11 protein-coding genes are annotated in these 16,869 nt (G+C 38.7%); 1 reads left to right on the plus strand and 10 read right to left on the minus strand.

What is annotated here, in order from left to right:
* Positions 1–29 precede the first annotated feature (29 nt).
* From BUA76_RS00950 to ccsA, 10 genes are all read right to left on the minus strand, one after another.
* Positions 30–3,176 carry an efflux RND transporter permease subunit gene (locus BUA76_RS00950; protein WP_072882748.1) on the minus strand — a complete coding sequence of 1,049 codons (3,147 nt, stop codon included), beginning with the start codon at positions 3,174–3,176 and terminating at the stop codon, positions 30–32.
* A gap of 3 nt (positions 3,177–3,179) precedes the next feature.
* The gene (locus BUA76_RS00955) at positions 3,180–4,367 is read right to left on the minus strand and encodes an efflux RND transporter periplasmic adaptor subunit (protein ID WP_072882750.1); all 1,188 of its coding nucleotides are present in this window, start codon (positions 4,365–4,367) and stop codon (positions 3,180–3,182) included.
* A gap of 1 nt (position 4,368) precedes the next feature.
* On the minus strand, positions 4,369–4,821 hold the full coding sequence (locus tag BUA76_RS00960; RefSeq protein WP_029293232.1) for a hypothetical protein: 453 nt from the start codon (positions 4,819–4,821) through the stop codon (positions 4,369–4,371).
* A gap of 117 nt (positions 4,822–4,938) precedes the next feature.
* A complete protein-coding gene (locus BUA76_RS00965; protein WP_072882753.1) occupies positions 4,939–5,451 on the minus strand; it encodes a GNAT family N-acetyltransferase in 513 nt (170 codons plus the stop codon).
* A 237-nt stretch (positions 5,452–5,688) separates the two neighbouring features.
* Positions 5,689–5,919, minus strand: coding sequence for a DUF2007 domain-containing protein (locus tag BUA76_RS00970; protein ID WP_072882755.1), 231 nt, complete (start codon positions 5,917–5,919; stop codon positions 5,689–5,691).
* Positions 5,920–5,981: 62 nt separating this feature from the next.
* Positions 5,982–7,304 (minus strand): L-lysine 6-transaminase, encoded by a 1,323-nt coding sequence (gene lat, locus BUA76_RS00975; protein ID WP_072882757.1) that lies wholly within the window; start codon positions 7,302–7,304, stop codon positions 5,982–5,984.
* A 120-nt stretch (positions 7,305–7,424) separates the two neighbouring features.
* Positions 7,425–8,975 carry an L-piperidine-6-carboxylate dehydrogenase gene (gene amaB / locus BUA76_RS00980; protein ID WP_072882759.1) on the minus strand — a complete coding sequence of 517 codons (1,551 nt, stop codon included), beginning with the start codon at positions 8,973–8,975 and terminating at the stop codon, positions 7,425–7,427.
* Between the two features lie 333 nt (positions 8,976–9,308).
* Positions 9,309–9,497, minus strand: a complete 189-nt coding sequence (locus BUA76_RS00990) for a type II toxin-antitoxin system antitoxin (RefSeq protein WP_072882761.1) — start codon at positions 9,495–9,497, stop codon at positions 9,309–9,311.
* A gap of 46 nt (positions 9,498–9,543) precedes the next feature.
* Entirely contained in the window at positions 9,544–10,410 is an 867-nt protein-coding gene (locus tag BUA76_RS00995; RefSeq protein WP_072882763.1) for an SPFH domain-containing protein, read from the minus strand.
* A 227-nt stretch (positions 10,411–10,637) separates the two neighbouring features.
* The gene (gene ccsA / locus BUA76_RS01000) at positions 10,638–13,883 is read right to left on the minus strand and encodes a cytochrome c biogenesis protein CcsA (RefSeq protein ID WP_072882765.1); all 3,246 of its coding nucleotides are present in this window, start codon (positions 13,881–13,883) and stop codon (positions 10,638–10,640) included.
* A 419-nt stretch (positions 13,884–14,302) separates the two neighbouring features.
* Here ccsA and BUA76_RS01005 point away from each other — a divergent pair, with 419 nt between their 5' ends.
* On the plus strand, positions 14,303–16,813 hold the full coding sequence (locus BUA76_RS01005) for an FtsK/SpoIIIE family DNA translocase (protein ID WP_072882767.1): 2,511 nt from the start codon (positions 14,303–14,305) through the stop codon (positions 16,811–16,813).
* The last annotated feature ends 56 nt before the right edge of the window (positions 16,814–16,869 follow it).

Below are 16,869 nucleotides of genomic sequence, written 5' to 3' on the forward strand. Positions count from 1 at the left end.
TTTAATCTGAAAACCCTGAAAATGCTTAATTATTCTGCTAAATTGATGTCCTTTTGTTTTATAGGTTTCACTTTTTCCTGAAGGTATTCGAAAATAACATACAGTACAGGAATAACGAAAAGTCCTAAAATAGTACCTATCAATAAACCGATGGCAGCTCCTGTAGCGATGGATCTGTTTCCAACCGCACCAATTCCGCTTGCTAAAACTAATGGTAAAAGTCCGAAGATAAAAGCAAATGAAGTCATCAGGATAGGCCTTAACCTGGCTTTTGCAGCGTTGATGGCAGACATGACAATTGTTTCTCCGTGATGTCTTCGCTGAACGGCAAATTCCACAATCAGGATGGCATTTTTCGCTAAAAGTCCCACCAACATAATTAAGGCAATCTGGAAGTAAATGTTATTTTCCAGTCCCATTATTTTCTGTCCGAAATAGGCTCCCATTACCCCGAGAGGAAGAGAAATCACCACAATCAGCGGAAGGATATAGCTTTCATATTGTGCCGAAAGAATGAAGTACACGAAAATTAAACTCAAGGCAAAAATCAGCACGGTCTGAGATCCTGAATTTAATTCCTCTCTGGTTAATCCCGTAAATTCAACATCGTAATTTTGGTTTAATGTTTCTTTTGCTACCTCCTGAACGGCTGTAATCGCATCCCCAGAACTGAATCCTGCGGAATTGGCTCCCGTTATTTTTACGGAGGTAAACAAGTTGTAACGGCTTACTGACTGCGGTCCGTAAGCTTTATTTAAAGTAACGAACTGAGAAATCGGTGACATTGCTCCTGATCCTGTTTTTACATACAACTCATTCAGGTTTTCTATCTTTTGTCTGTTCTCTGGAAGAGCCTGAACCATTACCCTGAACTGTTTCCCGTACTTTGTAAAGTCTGCAGTATAAATTCCTCCAATGTAGCCCTGCATAGTTGAAAGGATGTCGCTTACAGAGACCCCAAGCTGCTTTGCTAAAGGTACGTTGATCTGCATCTCATACTGCGGATATTTTGTATTAAAAGAAGTCTGGGCAAATTCAATTTCAGGTCTTTGCATCAGCTTTCCGATAAATTCATTCGTTTTATTATCCAGGTCAACATATTCTCCTCCGGATTTATCCAGAAGAACCATCTCGAAACCTGCGCTGCTCCCAAATCCGGGTACACTCGGCGGCTGGAAGAACACCACTTTGGCGTCCGGAACTGCTCCCGTAATACCGAACAGTCTTTTAGTAATATCTTCAGAGGTCTGTCCGTCTTTTTTCCTTTCATCAAAAGGCTTCAGCTTCACGAAGGCAAGACCGTTATTACTCCCGTTTCCGGAAAGAAAACCTCTACCTGTGGAAATGGTAACGTTTTGTACCCCCGGAACTTTTAAAGCTTTTGCCTGAAGCGTTTTCAAAGCGTTGTACGTTCTTTCCATAGAAGCACCCGGAGGAAGCTGAACGTCGGTAAAGATAATCCCCCGGTCTTCCGTCGGTACGAAACCTTTTTTCATGGTAGTACTTGCCCAGTATAAAATCCCTCCTGTAATAGCAAAGATAATCAGGGTAACCCATTTATGTCTTAAAAGAAAAATAAATCCTCTTCCGTAACGCTCCGTTGTTGTTCTGAAAGCAATATTAAATTTATAGAAAAACTTCTGGATGAAATTTAAATTTTTATATTCTGCATGATGTGCATCGTGAGGTTTTAAGAATAATGAACATAAAACCGGACTTAAAGTCAAAGCATTAATGGCAGAAATGATAATCGCTACGATGAGCGTAATCCCAAACTGCTGGTAGAAAACTCCCGTGGGACCTGTAATAAAGGTCACGGGAATAAATACGGATGCCATTACCAACGTAATTGAGATAATTGCTCCTGTGATTTCATCCATTGCCTCTACAGTAGCCTTTTTCGCATCGGAGATTCCGTTTTCCATCTTGGCATGGACGGCCTCGACGACGACAATAGCGTCATCCACCACAATACCAATCGCAAGAACCAATGCGAATAAGGTTAATAAGTTTAAGGAATATCCGAATAAATTCAGGAAGAAAAATGCACCCACAATAGAAACCGGAACTGCAATCGCCGGAATGAGCGTTGATCTAAAATCCTGAAGAAAAATATATACTACAATGAATACAAGGATGAAAGCTTCAATCAATGTATGAACTACTTTATCAATTGATGCTTCAAGGAATTCATTGGTATCGAAGTTAAAGGTATATTTAATCCCTTCCGGAAAACTTCCCTCTGCTGATTTCAGGTATTCTTTGATGTTTTTGATGATCTCCTGAGCATTGGAACCCGGTGTCTGGAAAATCCCCATACTGATGGCAGGATTATTTCCGTTTTCCCCGATTCCTGTATAAGACTGTCCTGCCAGTTCTACTTTGGCAACATCTTTCAGCATCAGGTTTTGTCCGTCCCCCAAAGATTTAATGATAATATTATCGTACTGTTCTTTTTCGTTAAATTTACCTACATATTTAATGATATATTCGAAAGAGCTTCCGCTGTTTTGCCCGATGGAACCTGCTGCTGCTTCTCTACTCTGTTCATTGATGGCATTGGTAACATCCGTAGGAGTTATTCCGTAAGCCGCCATTTTCGCAGGATCCAGCCATACTCTCATGGAATAGTTTTTACCTCCGAAAACGTTGGCATCACCTACTCCGTTAATTCTTTTTAGGTTTGGAATAACATTGATATTCAAAAAGTTCTGAAGATATACATCATCAAGGTCTTTATTTTCAGAATAGAATGACATATACATCAACGCACTGGTCTGCTGTTTCTGGGTAACCACCCCGGAACGCGTCACTTCACTTGGTAATAAAGGGGTTGCTCTTGTTACACGGTTTTGAACGTTCACCGCTGCAATATCAGGATCAATTCCTTGTTTAAAGAAAACCTGGATGTTGGCCGAACCGTCATTTCCTGCACTGGAAGTGATGTAATCCATTCCTTCCACCCCGTTGATCTGCTCTTCCAGAGGAACAACCACACTTTTCATTACTGTTTCCGCGTTGGCTCCGGTATAGTTGGCCGTAACACTTACCGTTGGAGGAGCAATGTCCGGATATTGTGTCACCGGAAGGGCGATAAGTCCCAGTACCCCGAGAATCACAATCAGAATTGAGATTACGGTGGATAAAACCGGTCTGTTTATAAAATTTTTAATCATTTTTTAGAATTTCGGTTTTATTGATTGAACGAGACTATCCATTTTTACAGGTTGTTTTTTAACGGCAGTTCCCGGCTTCAGGCCTCCGATTCCTGCTGCGATAACGGTTTCACCTTTATTAACGCCTGATTTGATCAGCGCCATATTGTCGATTCTGTCGATCACGTTTACTACAACATTTCTGGCGGTATCACTCTTGTCAACTTTATATACGTAAACAATTCCCTGTTGTTCGTAGGTTGCACTTTCCGGAACTACGAGCACGTTGTCGTAATGCTGCGGGAATCTTATGGTTCCGCTGTTTCCATTGCTAAGGAGCTTTTGTGCATTGGCGAAAGAAACTCTGAACTGTATGGTTCCTGTTGTAGGATCAATTTGTCCTGTGATCGCTTCAATTCTTCCCTTTTCAGGATAAAGGCTTCCGTTGGCGAGCTGTAATTCTACCATAGGAAGATTTCTGATTTTTTCAGGCATGGTGGCGCCCGGAGATTTTTCAAGGAAATCAAAATACTCTTTTTCGTTCATTGAAAAATAAGCATAGATTTCTGAGGTGTCTGAAATGGTGGTTAAAGGTGTCTGGTCTGACGGTCCTACAAGGCTTCCTACTTTTAAAGGAAGTTTTCCGATCACTCCTGAAATAGGGGCACGGATGATGGAATACTCGATGTTGGCTTCTACTCCTTTGTAATTGGCCACCGCCTGGCTTTTAGCCGCCTGAGCCTGCTTCAGCTGCGCCTGCGCCTGTGCTAAATTTGCCTGAGCCGTCTGCAACTGTACGTTACTGATAATATTTTTCTGCACCAGAGGTTTCAGTTTATTCACTTCAACATTGGCTGCGTTTACTGCTGCCTGCGCCGCTGCGATATTGGATTCCGCCGCATTAATTCCCGCTTTTGAAGCTGCGGCATTTTCATTCAGAATATTGGTTTCAAGACGGAATAAAGGCTGTCCTTTGGTTACATATTGTCCTTCATCTACCAAAACCTGTGTGATATATCCCTGGATTTTAGCGCGTACATCGTTGTTCACCTTACCCTGAATGGTTGCCGGGAACGTCTGGTAACCTACTATATTTTTCGCTTCCACATTAATAACAGGATACGGTTTCGGGCCGTCCTGCTTGGGAGCTTCTTTTTTGCACGCCACTAAGGAAAGGGCCGCAATAGAAAGTATAACTAGCTTATTATTCATTTTAAAGTTTATTTAGAGATTCCTGAATATTTATTATATTTTTATTTAAAAGCGCTTTATAAGCTTCTATTTTTTCATCGTAACCATTATGATTTTTCTTAAAATGGTCCAGGTCGTCCAAAAGTTTTAATTCGTCTTTCATTTTCTGTACTATTTTTTCAAATCTGATTTTCTTGTAGCCGTCATTGATGAAAAAATACCGTTTCCGCTCATCCATTTTGTTGTGATCAATAATCAGTTCAGCATTCAGCAATAGGGAAATGCTTGTTGACACGGAACTTTTACTGGCTGAAAATACTTCTACAAATTCGTCAAAAGGAATGCCCACTTTTTCGTAATCGAATAACAGGTAAGCATATATTTTTGATGCCAGAGGAGGTATATTGAAAACTGTGCCATAGAATTTTACGGCATCCTGGAAAATTTTCTCATCAATTTCTATACTCTTATGCATTGTATATAAATTTGGAGCAAAAGTAAAAATTAGTTCTGAACTAAACGAACAAACATGATAGAGTTTATAAATTTCGCATTTTTTAAAAAATCAATGAAGTTGGATTTAACTTTTCCTTTAAATTATAATCTTCTCAAATGCTTTCCTGATCCCACCGGCCAGATAAACCTCTCCACAATAGGTATAGCCTTTGCTTTCCAGAATTTTCAGCATCGCCACATTGTCGAAATTGGTATCTACTTTAATGCTTTGAATTCCATGGGATTTTGTGAAATCTTCAATGTGATCAAACAGTTTTTTAGTCATTCCCTGACCAGCAAATTTCTCGTCAACCGCTACTCTATGGACGACAACAAATTCTCCGTTGCTCAGCCACGCTCCTTCAATAGTGCTGTAAGCGGGTTCGTCATTTAAGATCAAAGCAGTGTATACTGCAATTTCTCCACCTACGGTCATTACAAACCCAAATCCTTTTTCTATATCACTTTCAACGGTATTGATATTCGGATATCCCTGTTGCCATTGGGTGCTCCCATCTTTCCTCCTTCTTTCAATCGCCTGCTGTAAAATGTCCCAGATCACATCTTTGTCCGTTATTTCCGCTTTTCTTAATTGGGTTTCTAAATTCATTATTGTGAAAAATTTTAATTAAAAAGGTTGTTTTGGGTGAAATGAGTATTTCAATTTAAAATGCTAAAGTTTATGCTTCGACAGGCTCAGCATGACATCTCTAATACTAAATGTCTTACTTTTATGATGTCATAATGATTCAAAATAGGATATAAAAAATTAGCCTAAAAAAAACCGAAAACTAATTGTTATTAATTTTCGGTTCGAAGTAGTAAAATTTAAAATTATGAAATTGTTTTATTGATTTTCATTTTGCTGGAGATAATCATCAATTACTTCAAATGCTCTTTTTTCATCTTCCAGTTTTACCATTACTTTGAGCGATGTTGCCGTTGGCGTAGTTGTAAAAGTAAGGTAGTTGTTTTCTACGGCATTTTTAATATTCGCATCATCCAATTTAGATTTAATAAGCTGAATTTCTGCGGGTTTGTCACTTTCAAAAACTGATACTCTTGTACTTCTTTCCATAGTTCTGTTACGTTTGAGTATCTAAATTTATGACATTTTTTTTTAAATTACAAATCCGTAATTTAAATTTTATTAATGTTATTCTCAATTTTATTCAGTGCAAGCTGTATTTCTTCTCTGGTAACATTGAGGTGGGGTCTGAAACGCAGCGAGTGATCCCCGCACGGCAGAATAATCATTCCGTCTTTCCAAAGCTCGTCTCTTAAAGCATTTCTCTGCTCATGAGTGGCAAGATCAATGGCGCACATTAATCCTCTTCCTCTTGCATTGTTTAACTTTTCAGGATATTTTTCAGCAAGGGTTCTCAAGCCTTCAAGGAGGTAATCACCCATAATTTTTGCATTTTCAACAAGGTTTTCTTTCTCAATAACTTCCATCACCAGCTGGAAACGGAGCATATCAATAAAATTGCCTCCGAAAGTAGAATTAATTCTTGAGCTTTCCCTGAATACGTTCTGCGGAACTTCGTCAAATTTTTCTTTATTGGCTAAAATACCGCAAACCTGCGTTTTTTTACCGAAAGAGATAATGTCCGGTTTTGCCGTAAAATGCTGGAATGCCCACATTTTTCCGGTGATCCCGATTCCGGTCTGCACTTCATCAAAAATAAGAAGAACCTCATTTTCGTCGCATATTTTTCTTATTCCTGATAAAAATTCATCCCTGAAATGGTTATCACCACCTTCTGCCTGAATGGGCTCAATAATAATGCATGCCACTTTATTAGGGTTCATTAAAATCGCTTCTTCGATATTTAATAAAGCGAGTCTTTCGTTTTTAATGGTTTCTTCCAGATTTTCTTCCGTAATGGGGAAGGTAAGTTTAGGATTCAGGATTCTCGGCCAGTCGAACATCGGGAAATACTGATATTTTCTTGGATCTGCGGTATTGGTAAGGCTTAATGTATATCCGCTTCTGCCATGGAAAGCCTGTCTGAAATGAATACAAATTCCGGCTTCTGTATCAAGGCCTTTTTCAAAATTTTTACGGGTTTTCCAGTCGAAGCACGCCTTCATGGCATTTTCAACAGCTAATGCGCCGCCTTCTATGAAGAAAGCATATTGAAGCTCTTCAGGAATTACTACCCTTTCGAAAACTTCCAGAAAATGAGCGTATTCTTCAGAATATACATCGGCAAGTGTCGGTTTGTTGACGGCCATTTTTCCCAGCCAGGCTGATTTTTCCACCAGGTAAGGATGATTGTAACCGATGGATGCCGAGGCAAACATGGAAAACATATCCAGGTATTCTTTGTTGGTGAGTTTATCGTAAAGCCATGATCCGTGCGATTTTTCGATATCCATTACGAAATCGAACCCATCGGCCAGAACGTGCTTTCCTACTATTTCTTTTACTTTGTTTACTTGTATGTCAATTGTTTCCATTTTAATTAATCTTAGGGTTGATTAATAGTAAATTAATAAGGTTGAAACAAAGAGATTTATCATGGTTAAAAGTTGACAATTTTTAATTTTTAAAATCTCCGTATTTCAATAATGTTTAAATTAAAGGTCAAACTTGATTCCTTGTGCCAAAGGAAGGTTTGTTGTATAATTGATGGTATTGGTCTGTCTTCTCATATAATATTTCCAGACGTCTGAACCTGATTCTCTTCCTCCGCCGGTTTCCTTTTCTCCGCCGAATGCACCACCGATTTCCGCACCGGATGTTCCGATATTGACGTTGGCAATACCACAGTCTGAACCTGCATGAGAAAGGAATAATTCCGCCTCTCTTAAATTCTGGGTCATGATTGCAGATGATAAACCTTGCGGAACATCATTCTGAATGGCGATGGCTTCTTCTAATGTTTTGTATTTAATAAGATATAAAATCGGGGCAAAAGTTTCGTGCTGTACAATTTCGTAAGAGTTTTTTACTTCCGCGATACACGGTTTCACATAACATCCCGATTCGTAGCCTTTTCCTTTCAGTACTTCACCTTCCACAATGAATTTCGCACCTTCTTTTTTACCTTTTTTAATAGCTTCCTGATACATGTTTACGGCATCTGTATCAATAAGAGGCCCTACATGATTAGATTCGTCTAAAGGATTTCCTATTTTAAGCTGTCCGTACGCTTTTACCAAACGATTTTTCACTTCATCATAAACACTTTCGTGAATAATAAGCCTTCTTGTGGAAGTACATCTTTGTCCGGCTGTACCTACCGCTCCGAAAACCGCTCCGATGATCGACATGTTGATGTCGGCATCCTGAGTAATGATAATCGCATTATTCCCTCCTAATTCCAGGATTGATTTTCCGAATCGCTGTGCTACATTTGCTGAAACCATTCTCCCGACTCTTGTAGAGCCTGTGAAAGATATTAAGGCTACCCTTTTATCATCAACCAGTTTTTGTCCGATCTCATGATCTGCCACCAAAACGCTTGAAATTCCTTCCGGAAGATTGTTTTCCTTTAAAACTTCATTCATGATATTCTGGCAGGCAATCGCACAAAGCGGCGTTTTTTCTGATGGTTTCCAAATGGTAACATTTCCACAGATCCATGCCAAAGCAGTATTCCATGACCATACGGCTACCGGAAAATTAAAAGCGGTAATAATCCCGACAACTCCCAGCGGATGATATTGTTCGTACATTCTGTGCCCCGGTCTCTCTGAGTGCATCGTGTACCCGTGAAGCTGTCTTGAAACCCCTACTGCAAAATCGCAGATATCGATCATTTCCTGAACTTCACCTAAACCTTCCTGAAGGGATTTTCCCATTTCATAAGAAACAAGCTTCCCAAGATCGTTTTTGTACTGTCTTAATTTCTGACCGAGCTGCCTTACGATTTCCCCTCTTTTGGGGGCCGGAATAAGCCTGAATTCTTTAAAAGCATTTTGTGCAGCTTCAAGAACCTTGTCATAATCAGATGCTCCGGAAGTTTTTACTTTGGCAATTAGATTTCCGTCTACCGGAGAATAACTTTCTATGGTTGTTCCTGATGCAAAGTATTTTCCGCCTGTTGAAGTTCCTTTATTTTCATCCTTAATTCCTAGATTTTTGAGCGTTTTTTCAATCCCAAAATCTTTTACTTTTTTAGACATAAAAATTTTACTTTTCGTTTTCCCTAAAGTTAAAAATATTAACCGAACTGCAAAATTTAAATTTTTTTAACGGATTTTTTATTTGGACTAATTATAAACATGACTATATTTGTAAGGTAATCTTTTGACAGACAGAAATGGAAAGTTCTCAGGAAAATAATTCGAAGTTTAAGAAATGGTTTAAACGAGTTGGATGGGCAGGATTTGCCTTTTTTACCATTAAAGGGCTTATTTGGCTGGTTATATTTTACTTCGGGGCAGATACGCTTCAAAGCTGTATAAAATAAAAAGCTGAGAAATTTTTACTCAGCTTTTTCATTGATTGTCTATTAATTATTCTTTTTTCTTTCGTCCGGAATGGAGTAAACTCTGATGAAGCAGAAACTCAATCTGTCCGTTTACACTCCTGAATTCATCATTGGCCCATTTTTCAAGCAGCTTGTAGGTAGACTCGTCTATCCTCAAAACAAAAGATTTCTTGCCTTTATTTTCAGAATTGTTATGAGCTTTTTCTGATTTCATTCTTTTATTTTCTAATATTTTGTCTTATACAAAGTTTCTGATTAATTTAATTATACAGTGTCCCTGCATTTAAAATTGGTGTTGCTGCTTTTTCACCGCATAAAACAACCATTAAATTGCTTACCATGGCTGCTTTTCTTTCGTCATCAAGTTCCACAATATTTTCTTCGGAAAGTTTCTTTAATGCTAAATCTACCATTCCCACAGCTCCTTCCACAATTTTGGTTCTGGCTGCAACAATTGCGGTAGCCTGCTGTCTCTGAAGCATGGCTCCTGCAATCTCCGATGCGTAGGCAAGATGGGAAATTCTCGCTTCCTGAATGATAATTCCGGCTTTTGAAAGCCGCTCTGTAAGTTCCTGTTCCAAAATGGCATTAATTTTTTCCCCGCCCTCTCTTAATGTAATGGGTGCATGATCGTCTTCCAGATTGTCGTAAGGAAAGCTCATCGCCAAATGACGTACCGCTGCTTCGCTCTGCATTTTTACAAAATCCGAATACCGTTCAACGTCAAAGGCTGCCTTATAGGTATCGCCAACTTTCCAGACGATAACCACAGCAATTTCAATGGGGTTTCCCATTTTGTCATTTACTTTCAGGGTTTGTCCCTGTAGATTTTCGGAACGGAGACTAATTCTTTGGGAAGAATATAATGGATTAATAAAGAACAGTCCATTGTCTTTTACGGTTCCGACATATTTCCCGAAAAAGTTCAGCACTCTGGAATGATTCGGCTGAATAATCATCAGACCTTTCAGAAAGAAACAGAACACAATAAAAATAATTATTGAAAGAACAACAAATGTAATGTTCTCATCAACTCCTATTGCGAAAAGGTAAATTGAAGCAATGAAAAGTCCAAGACAGATCACCAAAGTAAGATAACCGGACATCGGTTTGAGAATTTTTTCCATGATATTGATTTTTAATTTGATATTAATTTGATATCATAAAGATATAACTTTTTTACATCAAAACTATTTAATTTTAAATTTATCTTGACCTGAGTGAAAAGAGATAAAATCAGTACCTGGAATTTTAATTTTCTTACGCTTCAGCTTCCTATGTCGTTTAAATATTCAACATAAAAAATCCCTGAAAAAATTAATTCCAGGGACTGTATGGATGGTAAATTTTAAATTTATTTTTTATTTAAGATTCTAAACTTGTAATAAGAAACGGCTGATAAAAGTGCCATTGTTCCAAGTCCGATATATACCCAGGCCGGAACCGGAACAGGATCTCCTGCTGCATAAGAGTGAAGTCCGCTCAGGTAATAATTTACCCCAAAATACGTCATTACCATCGAACAAAATGCAAACATGGTCGCCACGTGGAACGCCCATCTGCTTCGTAGACCAGGGACTAATCTCATGTGAAGAACAAATGCATAGACCATAATGGAAATGAAGGCCCACGTTTCTTTCGGGTCCCAGCTCCAGTATCTCCCCCACGATTCATTAGCCCAGATTCCTCCTAAGAAGTTCCCTACGGTAAGCGCAAAAAGTCCGATTGTTAAAGACATTTCAGAAACAATGGTCAATTCTTTCAAAGTTGTATCGTGATGAATTGTATGCGTTTCTTTATTGGATATAATATAAAATACAAGGCTGATTACCGCAATGATCATCGACAGGGCAAAGAAACCGTAGCTTGATGTAATAATCGCAACGTGAACGATCAGCCAGTACGATTTCAGTACAGGAACCAGTGGTGTGATCTGCGGATCAAGTGCAGAACCTCCGTGCGCAAATCCCATCATGATAACGGCTACCATAAATCCTGCAGCAGGAATTAATGCGTTTGAATTTCTGTATAATAACAGTCCGGCGGTAATTCCAACCCACGAAATGAAAATAATTGCTTCATATCCGTTACTCCACGGTGCATGACCGGAAATATACCATCTTGCCACCAATCCGAGGAAGTGAAGGAAATATCCAACAGCTCCGATTGCAATGATCACTTTAATGGATTTATTTAAAACTTTATTAGGCTTAAATAATTCTACAAATCCCAATAATAAAAGAAGTCCGCCAATGATCGTATAGAAAATCAATAATTTGAAATTGATATTCACTTTATTCATGAAAACTTCAAGGTCAACTTTGGATTTGGCAGGAACTACTGCTTTGCCCCATTTCTGCTGATAGTCTGAAAGCTTTGTCAATTCCGAATCTGCTTTACTCCAGTCTCCGGTTTGCTGTGCTTTTAAAACTTCGGCGAAATACGGCCCCATCACCTGCTGGGATTCCATATCAGGTTCCATTTTCTGGTCAAGCCATGAATGCCATGTATGATTCGCATCATTCTTTACCGGAACAATTCTCATAAACTGTCCGCTGAAAAATTCATTGAAAATCTGAACCCTTTCGTTTACGGCAATTACTTCTTTATCATAATTGGTCTGTTCTGCAGGTTTTTTACGGAACGCTGTGTTATAATCGCTTTCGAGAATGTATTTTAAATTTCCGTTGGCATCTGCGGGGAAAAGGTTCATCAATGAAGTGTATCCCTCCTCATTGGCTTTAGTTTTATTTTTTAATTCGTCACCGCCTTTTGTTCCTACCTTGATCATCGGAACCATCGTCCAGCTTGGCGTATCAATATTTACAGATAAGAACCATTGGTTTGCAGTAAGTGAATTTCCGTCTGTTCCTTTGAACTCATCTTTTTTATAGAGTTTTCTTAAAACGTCCAGTGCCTGCGTATTGATCGGAACAATTCTTCCTTCGAAATTTTGCACAAGAAGATACCCGAATTTATCAGCATGCTCTTTGTTTATTTTGTTCCTGGCAATAATTTCGTCTGCCGAAACGACTTTCATTTTGGTAAAAGGCTGTGCACCTTGCGGGTTAACTGTTTCAGTGGCCGGAGTATGATTGTGATTTTCACCTTCTACATGAATATGCTCCCGGCTTCCGTCTGTTGTTCCGTGTGTTTCTATTTTCTGAGCGTTCAACCCGAAACTTAACAGTAGTAAAAGTACGGTTACCGCTCTCTTTTTATTAACATCTTTCAGCATTTTATTTAATTTCCAGAAATGAGTTCCTTTCCAGAAGAACATAAAGAACATTCCACCAAATAAAAACGTATAGCCAATGTAAGAGATCAATGTTCCCCAGAAATCGTGGTTCACGGAAAGTACGGTACCCATTCTGTCCGGATCAAAGCTTGATTGGAAGAAACGGTAGCCCTTGTGATTCAGAACGTGATTCATATAAATTTTAAATGGTGTTTGCTTGCCTTCATCAATGATTTTAATATGACTTTCATACGCACTAGGAGATGAGCTTCCCGGGTATGTTTCCATAATAAAGTCGTCAAGTTTAAGTGAGAACGGCGTATTGTAAATTTTCGGACCGAAACCGATCATAATATTCAATCCGTCCATGGTTACCTGTTTGTAAGCATTCGGGTTTCCTTTTTCAACCGAAAGATCTACCAGCTGTTTTGTTTTAGGGCCCTGAATTTCAACCGTAAGCATATCCGGAACGGCCTGGTCTTTTTTTCGGTCTCCTTCAATGGCCATCAATTTTCCTTTCTTAAGACCTTCAGGAACAACCAGTTTTAATTCGTTAATGGAATATAAACTTCTTAAAGCCAACGGCTGGAATTCATCCTTTTTGGTATTTCCGGTAGCCTGTGTTGCCATCGTCATATAGCTCGCATCCACAGGTGTTTTGATGAATAACTTTCCGCCTTCATTTTTAAATTCAACCGCACCTTCTATGGCTCTGTTAAAGGTAACCAGAGTGCCGTTGATTGACTTTGTTTCACCGGGTTTGATGAAGATATTCTGTCTTCCGGTTTGTCCGGTTGATACCAAATGAAGATATTCCGCACCGTTAGGATCAGCAATAAGACTGTCTTTTTTTCTCTGAACATACTCTTTTGCCACTATTTTTACTTCTTTTCCATGAAAATCATAGGTAGCCTGCAGATCTTTGTGTAAAGGAGACATCAGATATGGGATGTCCTGATAATTTAAGACATCACCTTTTTCTTCAATCTGAATTTTAAGGAAATTTTTGTCCGTTACAATTTCATTGGAGGTTTCTCCTTCCCGGATGTGCATAGTGCCTTCAAAACTGATGTATCTTGTAATGGCGCCCCCAATAAAGATGAGTACGAATGCAAGGTGGAAAACCAGTACCGGCCATTTTTCTCTCTTCCAGAGTCTGTATCTTCCGATATTTCCTATGAAATTGAGAATGAGCAGAAGCATGATTAATTCAAACCACCACGCCTCATAAATTAAAGCTTTTGCTGTTGGAGTTCCGTAGTCATTTTCTAAGAACGTTGCATATGCCATCGCAAATGCGTACACCAGTAACAACACAGCCATTGTTCTGGTCGAGATAAGAATATCCTGGAGCTTCTTCATGTTATATATACTTGATACGCAAAAATAAGGATGATAAACTACAATGTCGTGAAAAAAAGCTGTTTTTTATCACTTTACCATTGATAAGTCTTATTTTTAAAGGTTCTTAATAAGATTAAAAGGGATGATAAAAACGCAATAATTAAAAGTTATTAAATGATAATTTAGTTTATTATTTAGAGATTATAATAAATTTATGTAAATCAATGTATGGTATATTCTAAAAACATCGTCTTAATAATAGCGCTGCCTGGAAAAACATTAATGAAAAAATTAAATCAAATTTGAATTATTTTAAATATTTTAGTTTCTGTAAACCGGAATTATGCTGATAATTTTCCGACAAATAAATAATAATATTCTTACCGGTAATACACCTGTTTTAATGTTGAAAAACATTAAATTTGCCACAGTACATTATGGATAAAAACACACAAAAAAAACAACAGGAATTGCCTGAAAAAGGCAGATTTTTATCGAAGCCAAGAGTGTTCTTCGGCCTTACCTTCATTCTCTTTTCCGTGGTTCTCACCTTTTCATTCGTGTCTTACCTGATGAATTGGAAGGCAGACCAAAGCCAGGCCGGAACCATGCTGGATAAAAGCATTAAATCTTCCAACCTTTTCGGTAAGCTGGGCGACTGGCTTGGAAATATTTTTATTTTCGAAAGTATCGGCGTGGCTTCTTTCATTATTGCGTTTCTGTTTTTAGTTTTCGGAACGATTATTCTTAAAAAGAAAATGTTTAAGCCGTGGAAAACTGTTGGACATTCCTTGTTTTTTATTTGCTGGCTTCCTATTTTATTCGGAGCTATTACAAAAGGCCAGGGTGTTCTGAGCGGTGTGTACGGCTACCAGATCATGGATTCCCTGAATACAATTATTGGTTCTTACGGTCTTTGGCTCGTTTTAATTTCAAGCATTGCGTTATACTTTATCTTAGAATTCAATCTTCGTCCTAGTTCCATTAAATCTAAGCTGAATGACCTTAACGAAAACACGATTGGAAGGGTAAAATCCATGATGCCGAGTTCTGACGAAAATTTTGAGGCAGATGACGAACTTATTGAAGAAGCTGAAAGTGCAGAAAATATTCCTTCCAGAATTACCGTTACGGAAACCGTAAAGCCGGAAAAAATTAATGATAAACCTGTTATTGCTGAAGTTGAAACGATCGTAACTCCAAACAAAACATCTTTTGAGGAGGATAAAAATGATTTTTCACAACCATTACACGTAGATCTGAATCCGAAACCTTCTATTCCAATGCCAAGCCCTGAACAGGCTTTTGATATCAAACCGGCGGCTTCAACCGCAATTGTGGCTGAAGATGATATTAAATTTAAAGTAGAAGTTGCTCCTGTTGTAGATATTTTGGATGATTCCGACAGAAAATCCCAGGAACTGGTAGAAAAGCACGGTCTGTATGATCATAAATTAGATTTAGCCAATTTCCAGATGCCGACGGTTGATCTTTTAAAGGATTACGGAAATGAGGAAATTTCTATCAACAAAGAAGAATTAGAAGAAAATAAGAATAAAATTGTCGGACTGCTGAAAAATTTCAATGTAGGAATTGCTGAAATTAAAGCGACGATAGGACCAACTGTGACTTTATATGAAATTGTTCCGGAAGCGGGAATCAGAGTTGCTGCCATTAAAAAGCTACAGGATGATATCGCCCTTAATCTTTCTGCTTTGGGAATCCGGATTATTGCCCCAATGCCGGGTAAAGGAACCATCGGGATTGAAGTGCCGAGAAAAAATCCTACCATGGTTTCCATGCGTTCGGTAATTGCGTCTCAGAAATTTCAGAATACTGATATGGATCTTCCTGTGGTTTTCGGGAAAACGATTTCCAACGAAATTTTCATGGCAGACCTTTCCAAAATGCCTCACCTTTTGATGGCTGGTGCTACGGGACAGGGAAAATCGGTGGGAATTAATGCCATTCTTACTTCGCTTTTATACAAAAAACATCCGAGTGAACTGAAGTTCGTAATGGTAGATCCTAAAAAGGTAGAGCTTTCATTATATTCAAAAATAGAAAGACATTATTTAGCAAAACTTCCGGATGCAGAAGAAGCCATCATCACCGATACGAATAAGGTAATCAATACCCTGAATTCTCTTTGTATCGAAATGGATACGAGGTATGATCTTCTGAAAAATGCATTCTGTAAAAATTTAAAGGAATACAATAAAAAATTCTCGGAAAGAAAACTGAATCCGGAAAACGGACACCGTTACCTCCCTTATATCGTTTTGGTAGTAGATGAGTTTGCAGATCTTATCATGACTGCAGGAAAAGAAGTGGAATTACCTATTGCAAGGCTCGCGCAGCTGGCCAGAGCAGTGGGAATTCACTTAATTGTTGCCACCCAAAGACCTTCTGTAAACGTTATTACAGGGATGATTAAAGCCAACTTCCCGGCAAGGGCAGCTTTCAGGGTAATATCCAGTGTAGATTCCAGGACGATTCTGGACTCTCCGGGTGCGGATCAGCTGATCGGTAAAGGAGATATGCTGTATTTCAACGGAAATGAAATTTTAAGGCTTCAATGTGCGTTCGTAGATACACCGGAAGTTGAAAGACTGGCCGAATATATCGGTGAGCAGAAAGGATATGCTTCGGCATTTATTCTTCCTGAATATGTTTCCGAAGATTCTGCAAGTACGGTAGGCGCTTTCGACCCTAATGAAAAGGATGCTTTGTTTGAAGAAGCAGCAAGAATTATTGTTTCCACCCAACAAGGTTCCACTTCCATGCTTCAAAGACAATTGAAGTTGGGCTACAACAGAGCAGGAAGAATTATGGATCAATTGGAAGCAAGCGGAATTGTAGGCGGATTTAACGGGGCTAAAGCAAGAGAGGTGCTCATCAGTGATCTTCACTCTCTTGAGCAGTTTCTGGATGATTTAAAAGGGTAAGATTCTTTAATAGTTTTTTAAAGATTCAAACAGGAATAAAGAAGATTCTTTGGAAC

This window comes from Chryseobacterium takakiae (assembly GCF_900129385.1).
GTDB classification, from domain to species: domain Bacteria; phylum Bacteroidota; class Bacteroidia; order Flavobacteriales; family Weeksellaceae; genus Chryseobacterium; species Chryseobacterium takakiae.

Excerpts from the sequence above, each read along its gene's own strand:
- BUA76_RS00950 (WP_072882748.1), bottom strand. The coding sequence starts at position 3,176 with ATGATTAAAAATTTTATAAACAGACCGGTTTTATCCACCGTAATCTCA.
- BUA76_RS00955 (WP_072882750.1), bottom strand. The coding sequence starts at position 4,367 with ATGAATAATAAGCTAGTTATACTTTCTATTGCGGCCCTTTCCTTAGTG.
- BUA76_RS00960 (WP_029293232.1), bottom strand. The coding sequence starts at position 4,821 with ATGCATAAGAGTATAGAAATTGATGAGAAAATTTTCCAGGATGCCGTA.
- BUA76_RS00965 (WP_072882753.1), bottom strand. The coding sequence starts at position 5,451 with ATGAATTTAGAAACCCAATTAAGAAAAGCGGAAATAACGGACAAAGAT.
- BUA76_RS00970 (WP_072882755.1), bottom strand. The coding sequence starts at position 5,919 with ATGGAAAGAAGTACAAGAGTATCAGTTTTTGAAAGTGACAAACCCGCA.
- lat (WP_072882757.1), bottom strand. The coding sequence starts at position 7,304 with ATGGAAACAATTGACATACAAGTAAACAAAGTAAAAGAAATAGTAGGA.
- amaB (WP_072882759.1), bottom strand. The coding sequence starts at position 8,975 with ATGTCTAAAAAAGTAAAAGATTTTGGGATTGAAAAAACGCTCAAAAAT.
- BUA76_RS00990 (WP_072882761.1), bottom strand. The coding sequence starts at position 9,497 with ATGAAATCAGAAAAAGCTCATAACAATTCTGAAAATAAAGGCAAGAAA.
- BUA76_RS00995 (WP_072882763.1), bottom strand. The coding sequence starts at position 10,410 with ATGGAAAAAATTCTCAAACCGATGTCCGGTTATCTTACTTTGGTGATC.
- ccsA (WP_072882765.1), bottom strand. The coding sequence starts at position 13,883 with ATGAAGAAGCTCCAGGATATTCTTATCTCGACCAGAACAATGGCTGTG.
- BUA76_RS01005 (WP_072882767.1), top strand. The coding sequence starts at position 14,303 with ATGGATAAAAACACACAAAAAAAACAACAGGAATTGCCTGAAAAAGGC.